Origin of the sequence: Bradyrhizobium manausense (genome assembly GCF_018129685.1) — a bacterium.
GTDB lineage: Bacteria > Pseudomonadota > Alphaproteobacteria > Rhizobiales > Xanthobacteraceae > Bradyrhizobium > Bradyrhizobium manausense_D.
Genome location: NZ_JAFCLG010000008.1, coordinates 39,526 through 57,387 on the forward strand (window position 1 = coordinate 39,526; position 17,862 = coordinate 57,387).

At 65.1% G+C, this 17,862-nt stretch carries 19 protein-coding genes; 9 read left to right on the top strand and 10 right to left on the bottom strand.

Going from position 1 to position 17,862, the window contains the following annotated elements:
• The first annotated feature begins 6 nt into the window (after positions 1-6).
• On the top strand, positions 7-672 hold the full coding sequence (locus JQ621_RS19905) for a GntR family transcriptional regulator (RefSeq protein WP_212236371.1): 666 nt from the start codon (positions 7-9) through the stop codon (positions 670-672).
• Positions 673-678: 6 nt separating this feature from the next.
• On the opposite strand, the gene JQ621_RS19910 is transcribed toward JQ621_RS19905, so the two are convergent.
• Positions 679-879 carry a hypothetical protein gene (locus JQ621_RS19910; RefSeq protein ID WP_212236632.1) on the bottom strand — a complete coding sequence of 67 codons (201 nt, stop codon included), beginning with the start codon at positions 877-879 and terminating at the stop codon, positions 679-681.
• Between the two features lie 200 nt (positions 880-1,079).
• Between JQ621_RS19910 and JQ621_RS19915 the strand changes: the two genes are divergently transcribed.
• Complete coding sequence (locus JQ621_RS19915; protein ID WP_212236372.1) at positions 1,080-3,101, top strand: YgiQ family radical SAM protein; 2,022 nt, start codon at positions 1,080-1,082, stop codon at positions 3,099-3,101.
• Positions 3,102-3,431: 330 nt separating this feature from the next.
• Here JQ621_RS19915 and JQ621_RS19920 read toward each other — a convergent pair whose 3' ends face one another.
• From JQ621_RS19920 to JQ621_RS19930, 3 genes are all read right to left on the bottom strand, one after another.
• Positions 3,432-3,647 carry a ferredoxin gene (locus tag JQ621_RS19920; protein WP_212236373.1) on the bottom strand — a complete coding sequence of 72 codons (216 nt, stop codon included), beginning with the start codon at positions 3,645-3,647 and terminating at the stop codon, positions 3,432-3,434.
• 76 nt (positions 3,648-3,723) lie between these two features.
• Positions 3,724-4,188, bottom strand: a complete 465-nt coding sequence (locus tag JQ621_RS19925; RefSeq protein ID WP_212236374.1) for an SRPBCC family protein — start codon at positions 4,186-4,188, stop codon at positions 3,724-3,726.
• Between the two features lie 28 nt (positions 4,189-4,216).
• Positions 4,217-5,404 (bottom strand): cytochrome P450, encoded by a 1,188-nt coding sequence (locus JQ621_RS19930; RefSeq protein WP_212236375.1) that lies wholly within the window; start codon positions 5,402-5,404, stop codon positions 4,217-4,219.
• 66 nt (positions 5,405-5,470) lie between these two features.
• Here JQ621_RS19930 and JQ621_RS19935 point away from each other — a divergent pair, with 66 nt between their 5' ends.
• Positions 5,471-6,163 carry a GntR family transcriptional regulator gene (locus tag JQ621_RS19935; protein ID WP_283813203.1) on the top strand — a complete coding sequence of 231 codons (693 nt, stop codon included), beginning with the start codon at positions 5,471-5,473 and terminating at the stop codon, positions 6,161-6,163.
• 104 nt (positions 6,164-6,267) lie between these two features.
• On the opposite strand, the gene styB is transcribed toward JQ621_RS19935, so the two are convergent.
• Genes styB through styA form a run of 3 tightly spaced genes read right to left on the bottom strand, consistent with a single transcriptional unit; the run spans position 6,268 to position 8,316 of the window.
• Positions 6,268-6,753: a styrene monooxygenase NADH-dependent flavin reductase subunit StyB gene (styB, locus tag JQ621_RS19940; RefSeq protein ID WP_212236377.1), complete on the bottom strand. Its 486-nt coding sequence runs from the start codon at positions 6,751-6,753 to the stop codon at positions 6,268-6,270.
• Positions 6,754-6,755: 2 nt separating this feature from the next.
• Entirely contained in the window at positions 6,756-7,055 is a 300-nt protein-coding gene (locus JQ621_RS19945) for an EthD family reductase (protein WP_212236378.1), read from the bottom strand.
• A 10-nt stretch (positions 7,056-7,065) separates the two neighbouring features.
• Positions 7,066-8,316 carry a styrene monooxygenase subunit StyA gene (gene styA / locus JQ621_RS19950; protein WP_212236379.1) on the bottom strand — a complete coding sequence of 417 codons (1,251 nt, stop codon included), beginning with the start codon at positions 8,314-8,316 and terminating at the stop codon, positions 7,066-7,068.
• A 106-nt stretch (positions 8,317-8,422) separates the two neighbouring features.
• Between styA and JQ621_RS19955 the strand changes: the two genes are divergently transcribed.
• Positions 8,423-9,352 carry a LysR family transcriptional regulator gene (locus JQ621_RS19955; RefSeq protein WP_212236380.1) on the top strand — a complete coding sequence of 310 codons (930 nt, stop codon included), beginning with the start codon at positions 8,423-8,425 and terminating at the stop codon, positions 9,350-9,352.
• 30 nt (positions 9,353-9,382) lie between these two features.
• On the top strand, positions 9,383-10,405 hold the full coding sequence (locus tag JQ621_RS19960; protein WP_212236381.1) for an LLM class flavin-dependent oxidoreductase: 1,023 nt from the start codon (positions 9,383-9,385) through the stop codon (positions 10,403-10,405).
• A 373-nt stretch (positions 10,406-10,778) separates the two neighbouring features.
• On the opposite strand, the gene JQ621_RS19965 is transcribed toward JQ621_RS19960, so the two are convergent.
• Both JQ621_RS19965 and JQ621_RS19970 read right to left on the bottom strand, forming a co-directional pair.
• Entirely contained in the window at positions 10,779-11,240 is a 462-nt protein-coding gene (locus tag JQ621_RS19965; protein WP_212236382.1) for a hypothetical protein, read from the bottom strand.
• Positions 11,241-11,247: 7 nt separating this feature from the next.
• Positions 11,248-11,466, bottom strand: coding sequence for a hypothetical protein (locus JQ621_RS19970; RefSeq protein WP_212236383.1), 219 nt, complete (start codon positions 11,464-11,466; stop codon positions 11,248-11,250).
• 152 nt (positions 11,467-11,618) lie between these two features.
• Here JQ621_RS19970 and JQ621_RS19975 point away from each other — a divergent pair, with 152 nt between their 5' ends.
• On the top strand, positions 11,619-12,704 hold the full coding sequence (locus tag JQ621_RS19975; RefSeq protein WP_212236384.1) for an AraC family transcriptional regulator: 1,086 nt from the start codon (positions 11,619-11,621) through the stop codon (positions 12,702-12,704).
• A 130-nt stretch (positions 12,705-12,834) separates the two neighbouring features.
• Positions 12,835-13,710, top strand: a complete 876-nt coding sequence (locus tag JQ621_RS19980; RefSeq protein ID WP_212236385.1) for a sterol desaturase family protein — start codon at positions 12,835-12,837, stop codon at positions 13,708-13,710.
• Between the two features lie 33 nt (positions 13,711-13,743).
• Here the strand turns inward: JQ621_RS19980 and JQ621_RS19985 are convergent, their stop codons facing one another.
• On the bottom strand, positions 13,744-15,063 hold the full coding sequence (locus JQ621_RS19985; protein WP_212236386.1) for an aminotransferase class V-fold PLP-dependent enzyme: 1,320 nt from the start codon (positions 15,061-15,063) through the stop codon (positions 13,744-13,746).
• A 262-nt stretch (positions 15,064-15,325) separates the two neighbouring features.
• Between JQ621_RS19985 and JQ621_RS19990 the strand changes: the two genes are divergently transcribed.
• Positions 15,326-16,423 carry a glycoside hydrolase family 3 protein gene (locus tag JQ621_RS19990; protein ID WP_212236387.1) on the top strand — a complete coding sequence of 366 codons (1,098 nt, stop codon included), beginning with the start codon at positions 15,326-15,328 and terminating at the stop codon, positions 16,421-16,423.
• Positions 16,424-16,626: 203 nt separating this feature from the next.
• Positions 16,627-17,862, top strand: coding sequence for an efflux RND transporter periplasmic adaptor subunit (locus JQ621_RS19995; RefSeq protein ID WP_312015430.1), 1,236 nt, complete (start codon positions 16,627-16,629; stop codon positions 17,860-17,862).

Sequence of the window (17,862 nt, forward strand, 5' to 3'; positions counted from 1 at the left end):
GACCCGATGCGATCGCTGAAGCTCGATGCGCCGAAATCGCTCTCGCAGCGGGTGATGCTGCGGCTGCGGCAGGCCATCATTGACGGCGAATTCGCGCTTGGCGCCGCGATCTCCGAGGAGATGGTGGCCAATTCCTTCGGCGTCAGCCGTACGCCGGTGCGCGAAGCGATGGGTCAGCTCCAGGCGCAAGGCCTCGTGGTGATCCGGCCACAGGTCGGCAGCTTCGTGTTCACGCCGAGCGCCGAGGACATCACCGCGCTCTGCACGTTCAGAATCGCGCTCGAACCCAAGGCCGCCGAGCTCGCCTTCCGCCACGACCGCATTGGTGCGATCGCGACGTTGAGCGGCGCGATCGCGGCGATGGAGCCGGCGGTCGCGGCGCGCGACAACATTGTCTATGGGCGCGCCGACGCGGCTTTTCACGAGGGCCTGTTCGCCCATTGCGGCAATCGCTATCTCGCCGAATCCTATCAGCTCGCATCTAGCCGGGTGGCTGCGCTCCGCACCAACCTCACCTCGCCGATCGACGTGCGCACCCGCTCGTCATTCGACGAACATCGCAAGCTGCTCGATCTGTTCGCGCGCGGCGAGTTCGCGGCGTTCGAAGCTGCGATGACGACGCACATCACCAATTCGGGCGTGGTTTACGCCAAGGCCTTGAAGGTGGACTGAGACGCTCTATCGCGCGTCGTCCGAACCCGGCCTGTCCAGAAAATCCAGCGCTGTGTTGATCTGCTCGAGCTGGTGCTCGATTTTGTCGCGGTCCTCGACCGACTGCGCCTTTTCCAGCTCTTCCACCAGCTTCTGCTTTCGCAGCAGCAAATTCTCAATGACTGTACTCACGGCTCCCCCATCGCCCGAGGCGAACATCGAGGTCATCAGGATCCTGGACACGGGGCGCATGGGAGCAGGGCTCTCCGCTAACCCTCCCATCAGAATGTCCTGAGTGGCACATGGTTCCTGTGCATGGACCGGCGACCAGCGGCTGGCCTCAGGCGGCCCCGTAGCCTCACGGAACCCCAATCTTTCACGCGTCCGTCGGTTGTATTCGCAGGCCCGCAGTCCTATGCCTGTGCGCCATGGACACCCAGATCATCACCGCCGAAAGACCCCTGATGGCACAGGCACGCCCGCGCAAGCCGGCGCCGTTCCTGCCCATGAGCCGCGCCGAGATGGACGCGCTCGGCTGGGATGCCTGCGACATCGTTCTGGTGACCGGGGACGCCTATGTCGACCACCCGAGCTTCGGCATGGCCATCATCGGTCGGCTGCTCGAGGCGCAGGGTTTTCGGGTCGGCATCATCTCGCAGCCGGACTGGCATTCGGCCGATCCGTTCAAGGTGCTGGGCAAGCCAAAGGTGTTTTTCGGCGTCACCGGCGGCAACATGGACTCCATGGTGAACCGCTACACCGCCGACCGCCGCATCCGCAGCGACGATGCCTATACGGCGGGCGGCGAAGGCGGCAAGCGGCCGGACCGCTGCACCATCGTCTACGCCCAGCGCTGCCGCGAGGCGTTCAAGGACGCGCCGGTCGTGCTCGGCGGCATCGAGGCCTCGCTGCGCCGGATCGCGCATTACGATTACTGGTCCGACAAGGTGCGGCGTTCGGTGCTGGCGGATGCCAAGGCCGACCTCCTGCTCTATGGCAATGCCGAGCGCGCCGTCGTCGAAGTGGCGCATCGTCTGGCCGCCGGGCAAGCGCCACGCGAGCTCGACGACATCAGGGGCGTCGCGCTGTTCCGCAAGGTCCCTGCGGACTACACCGAGCTGCACGCCGACGATCTCGATTCCGCCGACGAGGGCGCAACGCGCGCGAAAGGGCCGACCGTGATCCGGCTGCCGGCGCTGGAGCAGGTCGAGCATGACAAGGAAGCCTATGCGCGCGCCTCGCGCGTGCTGCATCGTGAGAGCAATCCCGGCAATGCACGGCCGCTGGTGCAGCGCCACGGCGACCGCGATCTCTGGCTGAACCCGCCGCCGATCCCGCTGACCTCCGAAGAGATGGACGCGGTCTACGACCTGCCCTACGCGCGGGCGCCGCATCCCTCCTACGGCGATGCCAAGATCCCCGCCTGGGACATGATCAAGTTCTCGGTCACCATCATGCGCGGCTGCTTCGGCGGCTGCACCTTCTGCTCGATCACCGAGCATGAAGGCCGCATCATCCAGAACCGCTCGGAAGGGTCTATCCTGCGCGAGATCGAACTGATCCGCGACAAGACGCCGGGCTTCACCGGCGTGATCTCCGACATCGGCGGCCCGACCGCCAACATGTACCGGATGGCCTGCAAGGACCCGAAGGTCGAAGCGGCGTGCCGGCGGCCGTCCTGCGTCTTCCCCGAGATCTGCCCGAACCTCAACACCTCGCATGACGATCTCATCAGGCTCTATCGCAAGGTGCGCGAGACCCGCGGCATCAAGAAGGTGATGGTCGCCTCGGGCGTGCGCTATGATCTCGCGGTGGAAAGCCCCGAATACATCAAGGAGCTCGTCACCCATCACGTCGGCGGCTACCTGAAGATCGCGCCTGAACATACCGAGCGCGGGCCGCTCGACAAGATGATGAAGCCGGGCATCGGCGCCTACGACAAGTTCAAGCGGATGTTCGATGCTGCGGCCGAACAGGCCGGCAAGAAATACTACCTGATCCCGTACTTCATCGCAGCGCATCCGGGCACGACCGACGAGGACATGATGAACCTCGCGCTGTGGCTCAAGAAGAACCGCTATCGCGCCGATCAGGTGCAGACCTTCCTGCCCTCGCCGATGGCGACGGCGACCGCGATGTACCACACCGGTGTCAATCCGCTGCGCGGCGTGCGCCACGGCGGCAGCGACAAGGTCGAGGCGATCAAGGGCCTGCGCCAGCGCCGCCTGCACAAGGCGTTCCTGCGCTACCACGACCCTGACAATTGGCCGGTGCTGCGCGAGGCCCTGATCGAGATGGGCCGCCGCGACCTGATCGGCTCGCAGCCGCACCAGCTGGTCCCCGCGCACCAGCCGCCCGGCACCGGCAAGGCCGCCGGCACCAGGCGCCCCGTTCGATCCGGCGCCAAGACGCAGAAGTTCACGACCAAGGGCATCCGGCTGATGAAGTAGCGGCCGAGCGAAAAATCTCGCCGGACGTCCCAGTCTTTCGAACCAGACGCCGAAAACAACCCCATGCACAGTAGCGGGGGTTAGCGAAATCAAGGGATTGGAGCGCAGCGAGACGAGGTGACGCGTCATCGCGCCTACGCTTGTCGGCTGAGCATGTTTTTTCTGAAAAACAGCAATTGACTTGACCCGTCGGGCAAAACAGGCGCATGATGGCATCGTCCCGAGCAGGTTGAATCGAGCCGACAGCGGGTCGCGTCCCGTAGTGACGGCCGACGACAAGAATCGATCGACGGGGCGACGGCATTCCGTCGATCACCTTCCGCGGCGGCATCAAGATTGGCTTGCGGCCCCAATGACGATGGCTTCCTCCGGACAGTTGGCCTGGGCGACGTAAGCCTTGTCGACGAGTTCCGGCGGAACGCAGCCCCTCTCGGCCTCCCTGGCATTGCCGAACTCGTCAAGCTCGAACAATTCGGGAGCCAGCGCCTTGCAGCGCGCGTGTCCCTGACATTTTTCGGAATCGACGTGAATGAAGATTGAGGTCATGTCTCGTCCTTGTTCAACGGTTTGCCTGCCTCGACCCACGCTGGATATCGCGCATCAGGTCGCGACCGCGTGTGCTTCAGCACGGATATGGACTGACGTAAGGAGCCACGAAGCGTCGTTCGACCAGCTTCTTGATGTTTCCGAGTCCGATCAGGGCCTCCTCGTCCATCCGCGCGAGCTGTTCAACCGTCGGCTGCGACGGACGATCCGGATTGGTCAGCTCGCGCGTGTAGCGCGTGCGTCCGTCTTCGGCGGCAAAAGTGTAGCGGATCACGATCGGGCCCATGAAGTCGGTATCGGCCTTGCAGGCCCAGACGCTCGGTCGCGCGCTCTCGATCACGGTCCATCGCAGCTCGATCATGCCGCGGCGGATCTGCCATTCCTCGCGAAAGGTCTGCCCGAGCTTCAAGGGTTCGTTCGGTCCCTCGATCTTGTGCGAGGCGGCCAGCCATTCCGGCCAGGAATGCGGATTGCAGACATAGTCGAACACCGCCTCGGGCGGCGCGTCGATGAAAATGTCGTGTTTGCGGACGAAGAGCATCGGGTCTCCAGATGTCGGGGAATGTTGGTCAGCGGGCCGCCAGCATGAGCGGAAGCAGGCGAGGGCCGCGCACGGCGCCTTCGGACCACGTCATCGGACGCATCGGATCGAGGGTGAAATCCGGAACCCGCTTCAGCCACTCTTCGAGCGCGATCCGCATCTCCATTCGCGCCAGATTGGAGCCGATACAACGATGAATGCCGAGCCCGAAGGCCACGTGCGGATTCTCCGCCCGGTCGATCCTGACGGTGTCGGGATCGGGGAACTTCTCTGGATCGCGATTGGCCGCTGGAAACGACACCATGACCATCTCGCTCTTGCGCATCGGACAGCCGCCGAGTTCGGTGTCCTCGACGACCTCGCGCGCCATGGTGACCGGGGCATAGGCGCGCAGAAACTCCTCGATCGCGCTTTCCAGCAGCGCAGGCTCGCGCACCAGACGCTCGCGGTCGGCCGGATGGGTCGCGAGGTGCCAGAGCGAGGAGCCGATGGCGCTCCAGGTGGTATCGATGCCGGCCACCAGGAGCAGCCGGAGGGCTCCGAGGACCTGACTGTCCGAGAACAGCTGTCCGCCCGGACGGCGCGCGTTGATCAGGAAGCTGACGAGGTCGTCCCCTGGCGTTGTGCGCCGCGCGGCGATCTGCCTCGCGAAATAGTCCGCGATTTCCTGCTCGGCCTGCTTCAAGGCGGCCTGGTTGGTGACGCCCTCCTGCAAAGCCATGGTGATCCAGCAGCGGAATTGATCGCCGTCCTCGGCCGGTATCCCCAACATGTGAGCGATGATCCGGACCGGAATATGCTGGGCGTAGTCGACCGCTCCGTCGCAGCGGTCCTGCGAGCCGATGCGATCGATGAGCTCGTTGCAGACCCGTCGCGTCTGAGGCTCGAGGTTCGCCACCGCCTGGGGCGTGAAGGGAGCGATCAGAGCCATGCGCATCGGCCGATGCTCGGGCGGGTCTGACGTGATGGGCGGCGCGTTCACCCGATACTCGCCTTCGCGAACGACGACCCGCCGCGAGGAAAAGCGGTCGGGGTGATAGGCGACCTCACGAATGTCGGCGTAGCGGGTCGGGAAATAGACGCCGCCGTACCGCGCGGTATGGGCAACCGGACAACGATCGCGCAAGGTCTGCCAAATCGGATAGGGATTGCCGACCCAGGCGGGATCGAGGTGATCCCAATCGCTGGTCCAATCGGTCACAGGAGCTCGCGCCATGACTCCCCTTCCTCCCAGAACACGGCCATTTCCACGACCTTGATGCACTGATATATGAGCTGATATATGAATACGCGTCAACCCAAATCTCGGCGCTCCGCCGCGCGCAAGCGGGCCCAGGCCAGTTCCGCCAGCCTGACCGAGCAGGCCTATACGCAGCTCGAGCAGATGATCGCGACGCTCCAATTGCGGCCGGGCGCCTTCGTCTCCGAAAGCGAATTGTGCGAGCGCCTTGGCATCGGGCGAACGCCGGTTCGCGAGGCGATGCAGCGATTGGCGCGCGAGCACCTGCTCCAGATCATGCCCCGCAAGGGCTGCGTGGTTTCCGACTGCCGCTTCGACGACGAGTTCAGCGTGATCGAAGTCCGCAAGCCACTCGAACGCGTGGTCGCGCGCGGCGCGGCACAACGCGCCAAGCCCGAACAGCGCCGACGTTTAGCGGAGATCGCCGACGAAATGGCCGCGGCACTGGCTGGCAACGACTTCGACGCCTTCGCGCGGCTGGACCTGGAATTCAACCAGCTGTGCCTCGCGGCATGCGGCAACGCCACCGCCACCTCGATGATGCGCCTGATCGGCACGCAGAACCGCCGGTTCTGGTTCATGCATCATGGCCGAACGCTGCCTCGCGAGGGCGTGGAGAGCCATGTCGACATGGCGCGCGCCATCGCGGACGGCGACGCCGACCGGGCCGCAGCGGCCACCGAGCGCCTGCTCGCCTATGTGGAGCAACTTGCGCTGCGATCGAGGCCGCTGTGATCGAGGACCGTCGGGTTTTCCGACACGACAGACGTCTCAACCGGGAATCCCCGTCGCGCCGCTGGAGCGGCGCGCGGCAGGCCCAAGGGAATGACGCCGTCCCCTCACCTCTCCACCGGCACTCCCGCCCCGCGATGATACCGGCTGGAAAAGAACACCAGCGGCGTCGTGTCGCGATGGTCGCAGTTCGAGACTTCCGCGATGATCAGTGTGTGGTCGCTGACGTCGATTTGGCGCGTGACCTCGCAGGCGAACCAGGCGATGCAGCCGGCGAGGCGCGGCAGGCCATCGACGATCTCGTAATCCGGCGTTGCGCCGTTGTTCGGCTGGCTGGCGAAATGCCGCGACAGGTCGCGGCCGTGGTCCGGCAGGACGTTGACGCAGTAGCGGCCGGTCGCGGAGATCGCGCGGTGCATGCGGCCGGGCATGACAGAGACCAGCACGGTCGGCGGCGCCAGGCTGACGGTGACGAAGCTGTTCGCGGTCATGCCGCAGACGTCGCCATGTTCATCCAGCGCCGTCAGCACCGTGACGCCGGTGACGAAACGCGATGCGGCCTCGCGGAACGCGGCCGGATTGGCGCGCTGCATCTTTAGTCTCCGCCGGCAAAATGAAACAGCGTGGCGCCGTCGGGAGAATAGTTCGGCACGTCGGCGGCAACCTTCGCGCCGATTCCGGATTGCAGCGCCGCGCCCATCGCTGCGGCATCGGCAAACCAGGCCTGAAAAATGCAGAACGGCGCGGCGCCCGGACCCAGCGACTCGGGATAGGCAAAGACGCAGGAGATCAGGCCCGGCAGTTGCTTCGCCAGCGGAACGTGGGTCTGCTCGTAATAGGCCTTGAAGCGTGCCGGATCGGACGGGCGGGGATAGAGCACGGTCAGACAATGCATCGATCGATCCTCACGCAATCGCCCTGACGGGCTCTGATGGCGCCGACATGCGTTCGATCCAGGCCTGGATACGTTGCGGCGTCGAGATGCGGTCCCACTGGCGGTCCGGATAATTGAAGTTCTCGGTGAACTCGTTGGCCAGCGCCGGGTTCTGGCTCATCGCGCCGATCAACATGCCCAGTGCTTCCGAGGGCGGTTGCAACATCACATTGGTCCAGCGCGACGCCGCCAGCACGCGATCCTGCCGCTTCAAGTCGATCTTTTCACACAAGCGCGCATCGAGTGCATCGGCGTTGACGATCTCCTCGCCGAGCACGAAGGCCGCATAGGAAGCGACATTGGCGCCCTGGCCCATCATCGGATCGACGATGGCATGGACATCGCCGAGCGCGATCGCGCATTTTCCGTCGTCGAACTCAACTACGGTGTTGCGCACGGTCGGAACCACGCCGCCTTGCAGCAGGTCCTGTGGCTGCGCGAGATCGAAGCGTGCGGTGTCGATGCGATCGTAGGTCGTGGGGTGGTGCTTCTCCAGCTTGCCCAACAGCACCTTCAAATAGTGCTTCGGGTTGTCGTCGTAGCTGAGCGTCGCCAGCTCCTCCATGTCGCCGCCCGGCACGTTCTCCATCAGCAGCGCGTTGGCGATGCCGCCGAAGGTGATGGTCGGGATCACGATCATCTCGCCATGGCCGGGAGAGACCGAGAGCGTGACGTTCATGGGATCGGGCTGCCGCACCCCGGTGTAAAGCCCGACGCACAGCCGCCGTTGCGGCTGCTGATAGGGCGAGTGCTCCGGCCGGTAATTGAAGAGCTGGCCGAGCGGTCCCTTGCCGGTCGAGACCACCAGCAGATCGAAACGCGCGACCAGTGGGCGAATGTCGTGCTCTTCGATGCGGCGATATTCGATCTTGCCGCCGCGATTGACGAAGTCCTGCATCAACGCGGGGAGATAGATCCGGTAGTCGACCGCGCGGCTCGCTTTCGTGAAGTCGCCACGGAAGCTCAGCGGCTGCGGAAAATTGAAGACGTGGTCGTGATAGTAATAATGGTCCTTCGGATCGGTCCAGTGATTGACGCCGAGATAGTCCTCGCGCGCGATCGTCACGTGGTGATGCGCGACCGTGTTGAGCAGCCTGATGTCGCGGTACTCCTCAGGCGGCCGGTCCGTGATAACAGTGGCGTCCACGCCATGCTTTTGCAGGTAAAGCGCGAGATGCAGGCCGGCGATCCCGGCGCCGACAATTCCGACGTTGCGTGCCACGTGACTTCCTCCCCTGTGATTGCTTGTTTTGAGGAAGCCTATCGGCCGATCGGGTTGCGCACTACGGAATAAATAGGATATAATTTATTCCAGATCGGAATGAATTATGGACCGGATCGATTGCCTCCGCGCGTTCGTTCGCACCCTCGAGGGCGGCAGCTTTTCGGTTGCGGCGAAGGAGCTCGGCATCGGCCAGCCCGCCATCAGCAAGCGCATTGCGATGCTTGAGAGCGAGTTCGGCGCGCAGCTGTTCTCGCGCACGACACGAACGTTGAAACCGACGGCCGAGGCGCACCGCATCTACGATCTCGCGCGCCAGATCCTCGATCGTTTCGACATGGCGCGGGCGAGTGCAGTGGAAGCGGCACCCCGCCCCACAGGCACGCTGAGGATCGGCGTACCCTCGTCATTCGGTCGCCGCTACATGATGCCTGTGATCGCCGAATATGTGCGGAATTATCCGGAGGTGCGGGTCGACATCCGCTTTAGCGAGCGGTTCGTCAACCTGGTAGAAGAAGGCATCGAGCTGGCACTGCGGATCGGAAACCTGGAGGCAAGCACGCTGGTCGCCCGACGACTCGGCACCGTGCAACGGCACCTCGTCGCAACACCCACCTATCTGCACGGCCGTCCGCTGCCGCGAACGCCTGACGATCTCGGCGCGCACCAGTGCATCGTCTATTCCAGGATGTCGCCGGCGCAGCAATGGGCCTTCGAATCCGAGCATGGCCGTCACGTCGCATCGATCAACGGCCCCATCCACGTTGACGACGCCGATGCGATGCAGGAGGCGACAATGCAGCATCTCGGCATTGCGATCCTGCCTGACTGGAATGCCGCGGAGGGCCTTCGCAGCGGCGAGCTCGAGCATGTGCTGCCAGATTACAGCATCGCGGCGTTGCCCCTCCATGCGGTGTACCCCGAGACGCAGTGGATGTCGCTGCGTGCACGAAGCTTTCTGGATCTGCTGGTCGAGCGCTCCGGACATTTTGCGCCTGCTGCATCGCATACCCCCGCCGCTGGTTCAGCCGGTTGACGCGGCCCCCGCCATCGTTAAATGACGCCCATGAAAAAACTCGGATTCCTGTCCTTCGGACATTGGACACCCTCGCCGCAATCGCAGACCCGCTCGGCCGCGGACACGCTGCTGCAATCGATCGAGCTTGCGGTCGCGGCGGAGCAGCTCGGCCTGGACGGCGCCTATTACCGCGTGCATCACTTCGCGCGGCAGCTCGCTTCGCCCTTTCCGTTGCTCGCGGCGGTCGGTGCCAGGACCAGCAAGATCGAGATCGGCACGGCCGTGATCGACATGCGTTACGAAAACCCGCTTTACATGGTCGAGGATGCGGGAAGCGCCGATCTTATCGCGGGCGGCAGGCTCCAGCTCGGCATCAGCCGCGGCTCGCCCGAGCAGGTGATCGACGGCTGGCGCTATTTTGGCTATCGCCTGGCCGAGGGCGCGAGCGATGCCGACATGGGCCGGCGCCATGCCGAGGTCTTCCTCGACCTGCTGCGCGGCGAGGGATTTGCAGAGCCCAATCCGCGGCCGATGTTTCCGAACCCGCCGGGCCTGCTGCGCCTCGAGCCGCATTCGCAGGGCCTGCGCGAACGGATCTGGTGGGGCGCCGGCTCGAACGCGACCGCGGTGTGGGCCGCCAAGCTCGGCATGAACCTGCAGAGCTCGACGCTGAAGAACGACGAGACCGGCGAAGCCTTTCACGTGCAGCAGGCCGCCCAGATCCGCGCCTACCGCGCGGCGTGGAAGGAAGCCGGCCACGTCAGAGAGCCCCGCGTGTCCGTCAGCCGCAGCATCTTCGCGCTGATGGACGATCGCGACCGCGCCTATTTCGGCGGCGAACGCGGCGGCGAAGACCAGATCGGCTTCATCGACCCGCGCACCCGCGCGATCTTCGGCCGCTCCTATGCGGCCGAGCCCGACGTGCTGATCGAGCAGCTCAGGCAGGATGAAGCCATCGCCGAAGCTGATACGCTGCTGCTGACGATCCCCAACCAGCTCGGCGTCGACTATTGCGCGCATGCGATCGAGGCGATCCTCAAGCACGTCGCGCCGGCGCTGGGGTGGCGGTGAGGCCGAGACTGCCGCCTTACGATGCGAGTCAGGGCTGACCGGCGCCGCTCTTCCGGCGTGATCTCGATATCGCCGACCACTGCTCGGTCGAGAAAAGACCGAGACCGGAAGACGGCGCCGCAGATCGGAATCATGAACCAGCATATGTCCCTCGTCAGCCTCGTGGTCGCGGACTATGACGAAGCAAGCGCCTTCTTCACGTGCGCCCAATCGCATATGGCGTGTACGATGCGGCTGCATGGGCAGTCGGCTCCCGCTCCCGCTTGCGAGGGCATTGCGCAATGCCCTCGCAAGCGGGCGAGGCCGAGCAAACCCGCGGTCCTCGCCAAATCCATATGCGATTACCCTGCCTCGGGGAGAGACCGTGCTCCGTTCAGCCGCCGCTGAGGCTATGGCTGATGCGCGTCACGACCTCGTCCCATCGCCGCTTCTCGGCCGCGGGATAATTGATCAGCACGCAATGCACATAGCGGCGCGAGAAGTTGCAGCGGTCGTACCAGATCTTGTCGCGCCTGATGCTGGACACCACGAAGAAGCCGGGCGTGATCCGTTTGTAGACGATCCCCGGCGGCGGCTGCTTCGCGGCCAGGAAGGCGGCGGGCGAAATTCCCTGGGTGCGGGGAACGGCCTGCACCGTGAGATCGGCGCTACCGTCCGACGTACGAAATTGCTGGCCATATCCGTCAGGCTTCCCGGCCTGTTCGGTGAAGATCGAGCTGGGAATGTCGACCGAGGTTCCGGCCTCGGGGATGTGATAGGTGGTCCAGCTATCTGCCTTCGCAGGCAGCGCCGGCGCGGCACCCAGTGCAATGACAACAGCGGCTATCGTCTTCATGTCGGCCTCATCTGCGCGGCGCCAGTTGCAGCTCCAGCAAGGCGATCCTCTGTAAATTCGTCACATCACGCTCGCCTGTGCTCGCCGTACGCAGGATCGACTCGGCGAGTGCGTTGACGTGCGAGGAATGTACGGGCTCCGGCAGGGTCGCGACCGCAGCTTCCAGGGCGGTGGTCATGAGCTCGATCACCTCGGGGGAAAATTCCGCGTTGGAAAAGTTCTTCATCTCACGGGCCGGCCGCTGCTGCGTGCCGGCGGTCTAACGTCGGGAAAAAGTGGAAGTTCCTGCGCGCGACCAGCGCGTGTCCCTGTTGACACGGCCACCCCTGATGCAATTCTTGCCTACGGACGACGATCCCAGCCGGACCCCTGAACTGCATGACGACTCTGGAAGCTGCACTGCGTGGAGGAGCGGTCGTCATCCTCCTTCTGCGCGCGGCGGTCGCCGCCCGGAGCGCGGGACGCGATGCCGTGAGCCGCTACACCGCGCCGCTGGCGGCGAGCATCGCGGGGGCGATCGTCGAATCCGCGCCCGGCTTCGGTACGCTGGATCTGGGCCTGCGCCTTCCGGTCGCAATCGTCAGCGCCGGCGTGCCGGCCGCGTTCTGGATGACCATGGGCGCGATATTCAACGACGCGTTCCGGGCGCGCTGGTACCATGGGCTCGGCTGGCTGACGCTGGTGGCGCTCGCCTTGATGGACCAGTTCAGGCATCCGATGGCGGTCGACGTTGCGCGCACCGGCCTCTCGGCGGCTTTCCTGCTGCTCGGCGCCTGGCACGCCTTGTCGGGACGCGCGGTCGACCTCGTGGAAGGACGGCGGCGGCTTCGCGTCGGATACGCAGCCTTCATCGTGCTCTACGCGTTGGTCGCGATCGCGTCGGACTGGCTCTGGCCCGGCGGGCTCTCGGCGCCATCGATCAGCCTCGCCAACGCCGCCACCCTGACGGCGGTGATCTTCCTGTTCTCGATGCTGAGTTCGACCGTTTCGGCCGAGACGCCGCTGGCCCAGGGAGCGGTCCGGGCAACGCCCTTGCCGCGTCCATCCGATTCTCAGCCGGAGACGCCGTCTGCCGGGGTCGAAGCGGCGCAACTCGTCGCGCTTCGGCATCTGCTCGATCATGACAAGGTCTTTCGCGAGCCGGACCTGAGCATCGCATCCCTGTCGCAGAAGCTCGGGATTCCCGCGTACCGGCTCCGTCATCTGATCAACCGACAGCTCGGCCATCGCAATTTCAACGCCTTCGTCAACGGCTACCGGCTGGCAGACGCCGAAGCCGCGCTGAGCGATCCCGCGCAGGCCAGCGTCCCGATCCTGACCATCGCACTCGATGCGGGCTTCGGCTCGATCGGCCCGTTCAATCGCGCCTTCAAGGCCCAGACCGGAGTGACGCCGTCCGAGTACCGGCGGGCGCGTCTTGCCGGCGCGGCAGCAGCCGCCGGGCCGGGCGCGGCCGAGACCTGACCGATTTCTGATTGCGGGCGGCCGTTTGCGGGAATCGGCCAATCCGCCTGGAGGAATCGGCGCGCCGCCGCGTCCTGGCAATGCCAGCCTTGCTCCGGGCAGGCCACGCGCCTGCGATGCGGAGGTTGCCGTGACGCTGCTGTTCCAGGTGCTCAAGTTCGCTCTTCCCGCCCTGATCGTGATTGCGACGCTGGAAGGGCTGGTCCTGGCGCTGGTGATGCGGCGCGCGTACGACTGGCGCGCTTATCTCGCCTCGCTCGCCGACGCGCTCGGCCGGGAATATGTCGTCTACGCGATCGTGCCGCTCAGCCTGGCGCAGCCGCTGGTCGAGCTGGCCTGGAAGCATCGGCTGTTCACGGTCCCGCTGAACGGTCCGCTGGCCGTGGCCGTGCTCGTGGTTGCCCAGGATTTCAGCTATTACTGGTTCCATCGCTGCAGCCATCGCGTGCGCTGGTTCTGGGCGACGCATGCGATCCACCATTCCTCGAACGAGTTCAACCTGGCGGCGTCCTACCGCTTCGGCTGGACCGGGCGGCTTACGGGCACGGCGATCTTCTTCGTGCCGATGATCTGGCTCGGCTTCGCCCCCGGCCCGGTCTTCACCGCCGCCGCCGTCAATTTGCTTTACCAGTTCTGGCTGCACGCGGAGTGGATTCCGAAGCTCGGCTGGCTGGAATATCTGCTCAACACGCCCTCGCATCATCGCGTGCACCACGCCTGCAACGCGGAATATCTCGATCGCAATTATGGCGGCATCTTCATCGTGTTCGACCGGATGTTCGGCACTTTCGTCGCGGAGCGCGACGATTTGCCGTGCCGCTACGGGCTCGTGAGGCCGCTGCGCTCCAACAATCCGCTCGTCATTGCGTTTCACGAATGGGCGGCCCTGGCGCGCGATCTCTGGTGCTCGCAGTCCTGGCGTGACCGGCTCGCCTGCCTGGTCGGTCCGCCCCGCGGCGAGGCATCGCCCCTCGCGACGCGGACGGCGCACGATGCGAACCAATGAAGCACCCGGCGATGCGCAGCGGCCGCGCGCGGGCTACCCCGTTTTCGTCCCGGTGACGACGGCGAGCGCCTCGACGAGGCGGTCGAGGTCCGCTTCATCGGTGAACAGCGCCGGCGTCACGCGGATGCACTGGCCCTTGGCGACGCCGGCGCGGCGGACCGTCATGATCCTGTGGGTGTCGCGGAGCTTCGCCACGATCGCCTCATTGTCGGCCTTGCTGGTCTTGCCGGCGAGACGGAAGGACGTGATCGCGCCGTATGAACCTGCTTCGTCCGGCGTCAGGATCTCGATGTCCTTGAAGCCGCGGGCGCGGCTCACCCAATAGTCGCGCAAATAGCGCAGGCGCGCCTGCTTTGCGGCAGCGCCGATCTCGAGATGCAGCGCGACCGCCGTGGGAACCGTCAGCACCGTGGCGAAATTGACCGTGCCGGTGTGGACCCGCGAGCGGATATCGGTTTCAGCATAGTCCTCGTCGCCCATGGCGCGATCGATGTCGGCGAGGCGATCCTTCCTGATGTAGAGGAAGCCCACGCCGAGCGGCGCGCCGATCCATTTGTGCAGGTTGAAGCCGACGAAATCGGATTCGAGATCGGTGACGCGGAAGTCGATCTGTCCCCAGGAATGCGCGGCGTCGACGATGGTGTCGATGCCTTTGGCTTTTGCCATGCGGGCGATCTCGGTCACAGGCATGACGAAGCCGGTACGATGGCTGACATGGGTCAGCAGCAGCAGCCGCGTCTTCGGGTTGGCCTCGATGGCACGGGCATAGGCATCCAGCACCGCCTGGCGGGTGGCGGGCTCCGGGATATCAAACTTGACCACGTCGACGCCGCGGCGGGCCTTGAGCGCGTTCATCGCGTACTGCATCGAATCATAGTCGAGATCAGCATAAAGCACGCCATCGCCAGGCTTCAGCCTGTTGTAGCCGCCGATGAGGAGTTGCAACGCCTCCGTCGCGCCGCGGGTGAGCGCGATTTCCTCGGGCGCGGCACCCACGGCCGCGGCCACCTTCGCGCGCACGGCCTCGAAGTCGGCCCCGACGCGCTGCCGCGCGTAAAACGTGTTCTGGAAATTGACCATGTCGGACTGGCGGATGAACTCACGCCTGACCGGCTCGGGCATGATGCCCCAATAGCCGTTCTCGAAATTGACGATGTCGGGCGTGACGGCATAGAGGCCCTTCACGGCAGTCCAGTAAGCCTTGTCAGTCGCGACTGCGGCGGCCGAACCGGTCGGCGGCGGCGGCAGGCTCTCGGCTGCCGTCGCGGGCGACGCCAGCGGGACCATTGCTGCGGCCGCGAGGCCTTGCAGGATCGACCGGCGGTTGGACGAGATCGTATCAATCGGATTCATATCGGCCTCTACGGATGCACGGCGAAAGAGCCGCAATCAACAGAGCGCGGATGACAGGGACGTGACAACAGGCGGAAGACAGCACAGGCCTGGGTCGCGGTCGGCGGATCATCGCGCAGGACTTGCAGATTGATTCCGTTAAGAGATTTGAAATATCATGGCCGCGAAGCAGGCCTCTCGACGGCCCGTCTCCGGAGCTGAGAGTTCGCGTTGCGTCCAGCTCCATCTCAATCAACCGAAACGAATTGTGGCGGCCCGGCGAATGAGCGATTCCCTCCTTGCAACGGTCGGCGACCATTTCTTCATTGGCCTGCGGCCGACCAGCGTGCTCGACGACCGCGATCGCGCGCTGCTGCGGGATCTCAAGCCCGCCGGCGTCATCCTCTACAAGAGCAATTTCCGCCACGACCTGCCTTATCGGGACTGGCTCGCGATGCACCGCGATCTGATCGCCGCGATCCGCGATTCCTCGCAGCGCGACAAGCAGTTCATCGCCATCGACCATGAGGGCGGACGCGTTTGCCGCACGCCGCCGCCGATCACGCGCTTTTCCTATGCGGCGCGCTGGGCTTCGACCTCGGAGCAGGTCGGCGACGCCATGGGCGCCGAGCTCGCCTCGCTCGGCTGCAATCTGAATTTCGCGCCTGATCTCGACATCCACAGCAACCCGGCCAATCCCGTCATCGGCGAGCGCGCCTTCGGACGCACCGCCGACGAAGTCATCAAGTCGATGCTGCCCTTCACAAGGGCGATGGAGCGCCGCGGCGTGCGGGCCTGCGGCAAGCATTTCCCGGGGCACGGCGACACCCAGGTGGATTCGCATCACGAATTGCCGGTGCTCGATCTCACGCTCGACCAGATCAAGGCGCGCGAGCTGAAGCCGTTTGCCGCCGCGATCGAGGGCGGCATCGAAATGATGATGACGTCGCACATCCTGTACCGCAAGCTCGACGCCAACGATCCCGTGACGCTGTCGCGCACGATCACGCAAGGACTGCTGCGCGAGGCCATGAATTTCCGCGGCGTGATCGTGTCCGACGACGTCGGCATGCGCGCCATGGCCGGCCGGCTAGATGCGCCTGACGCCGGCGCGCGCTTCATGGCTGCAGGCAACGACATGCTGATGATCTGCTCGCATCTGACCGACACCGAGCGCGCGCGCTTCCTTGCCCAGTCGATCATCAACGGCGTCGATTCCGGCAAGCTCGATGCGGCGGTGCTGAAGGCCTCAGCCAGGCGCGTCCACGCGATGCTTGACGGCACCGCGCAAAACGCGGTTACGGAGCTGCCGGCCGAAATGTTCGCCCGTCATCGCAGCGCCGGCACCCAGTTCGACGCCGCGACCGTCGAGGTCGTGTAGGACATCCATCGCCAAGCCCGACATCCCAAGCCCGACATCCATCGACGGCAGCGCCGTTGATCTCGATGTGCTACGCGTGCTAGTGTTACGTGCCGTAGCATATCCGCTGCCGATATCAACGTCAGGTTGCTTCGTGCTAAGGAGTTTCCGCTCCGGGACAACAGGCGCGGCATCGGCGGCCGGCTCAGGTGATGGGTTTGAACGTGAAACGCGCAGCAAAACTCCTCATCGGCGCGCTGGTGGTGCTACCGGCGGGCACTGCGGCCTATTATTTCAGGAATGACCTCAAGGACCTCAAGCTTCCCTTCCCGCTGCCCTTCATGCGGGCGGCGGAAGCCGAGCGCGGTGTCGCGCCCGCGCCTGCGCCAAGGCCGCCGGTCGCGGTGAAGGTTGCCGCCGCGAAGGCGGAGGACGTGCCGATCTATCTGACAGGCATCGGCACGATCCAGGCCTACAACACCGTGAACGTGCAGAGCCGGGTCGACGGCGAGATCGTCCAGATCCTTTTCCAGGAAGGACAGGACGTCAAACAGGGCGACATTCTTGCGGTGATCGATCCGCGCCCGTTCCAGGCCCAGCTCGACCAGCAGATCGCGGTGCGGCAGAAGGATCAGGCGCTGCTCGACGGCGCGCAGATCGACATGGAGCGCTACGACGCGCTGATCCAGAAGGCCGCCGCGATCTCGCGGCAGGTGGTGGACCAGCAGCATGCGCTGGTCGAACAGTACAAGGCGCAGGTCCGGAACGACGACGCCCAGATCGAATATGCGCGCACGCAGCTCGGCTTCACCAATGTCCGCGCGCCGATCAGCGGACGGCTCGGCATCCGCCAGGTCGACCAGGGCAATTACGTCCGCGCCGTGTCGCCCGCCACCATCGTCACCGTCACGCAATTGCAGCCGATCTCGGTGATCTACACCCTCGCCGCGGTCGCGGTGGGCCAGACCCGGCTCAGCCTCGGCCAGGCCGAGGCGCCGGTGGTCGCGCTGACCGCCGACAACAGCGCCGAGCTCGACATGGGCACGATCACGCTGGTCGACAACCAGGTCGATCAGGCCAGCGGCACGATCAAGCTGAAGGCGATGTTTCCCAACAAGGCGATGAAGCTCTGGCCCGGCAATTTCGCCAATGGGCGCATCACGGTCGACACACGCAAGAACGCCATCACTGCGCCGGCGATCGCCGTGCGCCACGGGCCACGCGGCGACTTCGTCTGGGTCGCGAAGGCGGACGATACGGCCGCCTTCCGCCCGGTCGTGGTCGGACAGATCTTCGACGGACGCGCGCTGATCGACAAGGGCCTCGCCAAGGGCGAGCGCGTCGTCACCGACGGTTACTACCGGCTCGAGAACGGCGCGCGCATCACGATCGAAGGGCAGACGCCGACCCCCAAGGCGCAGCCCACCGTTCAGCCGCGCCCCGAGCCGCGCGTCGACTGA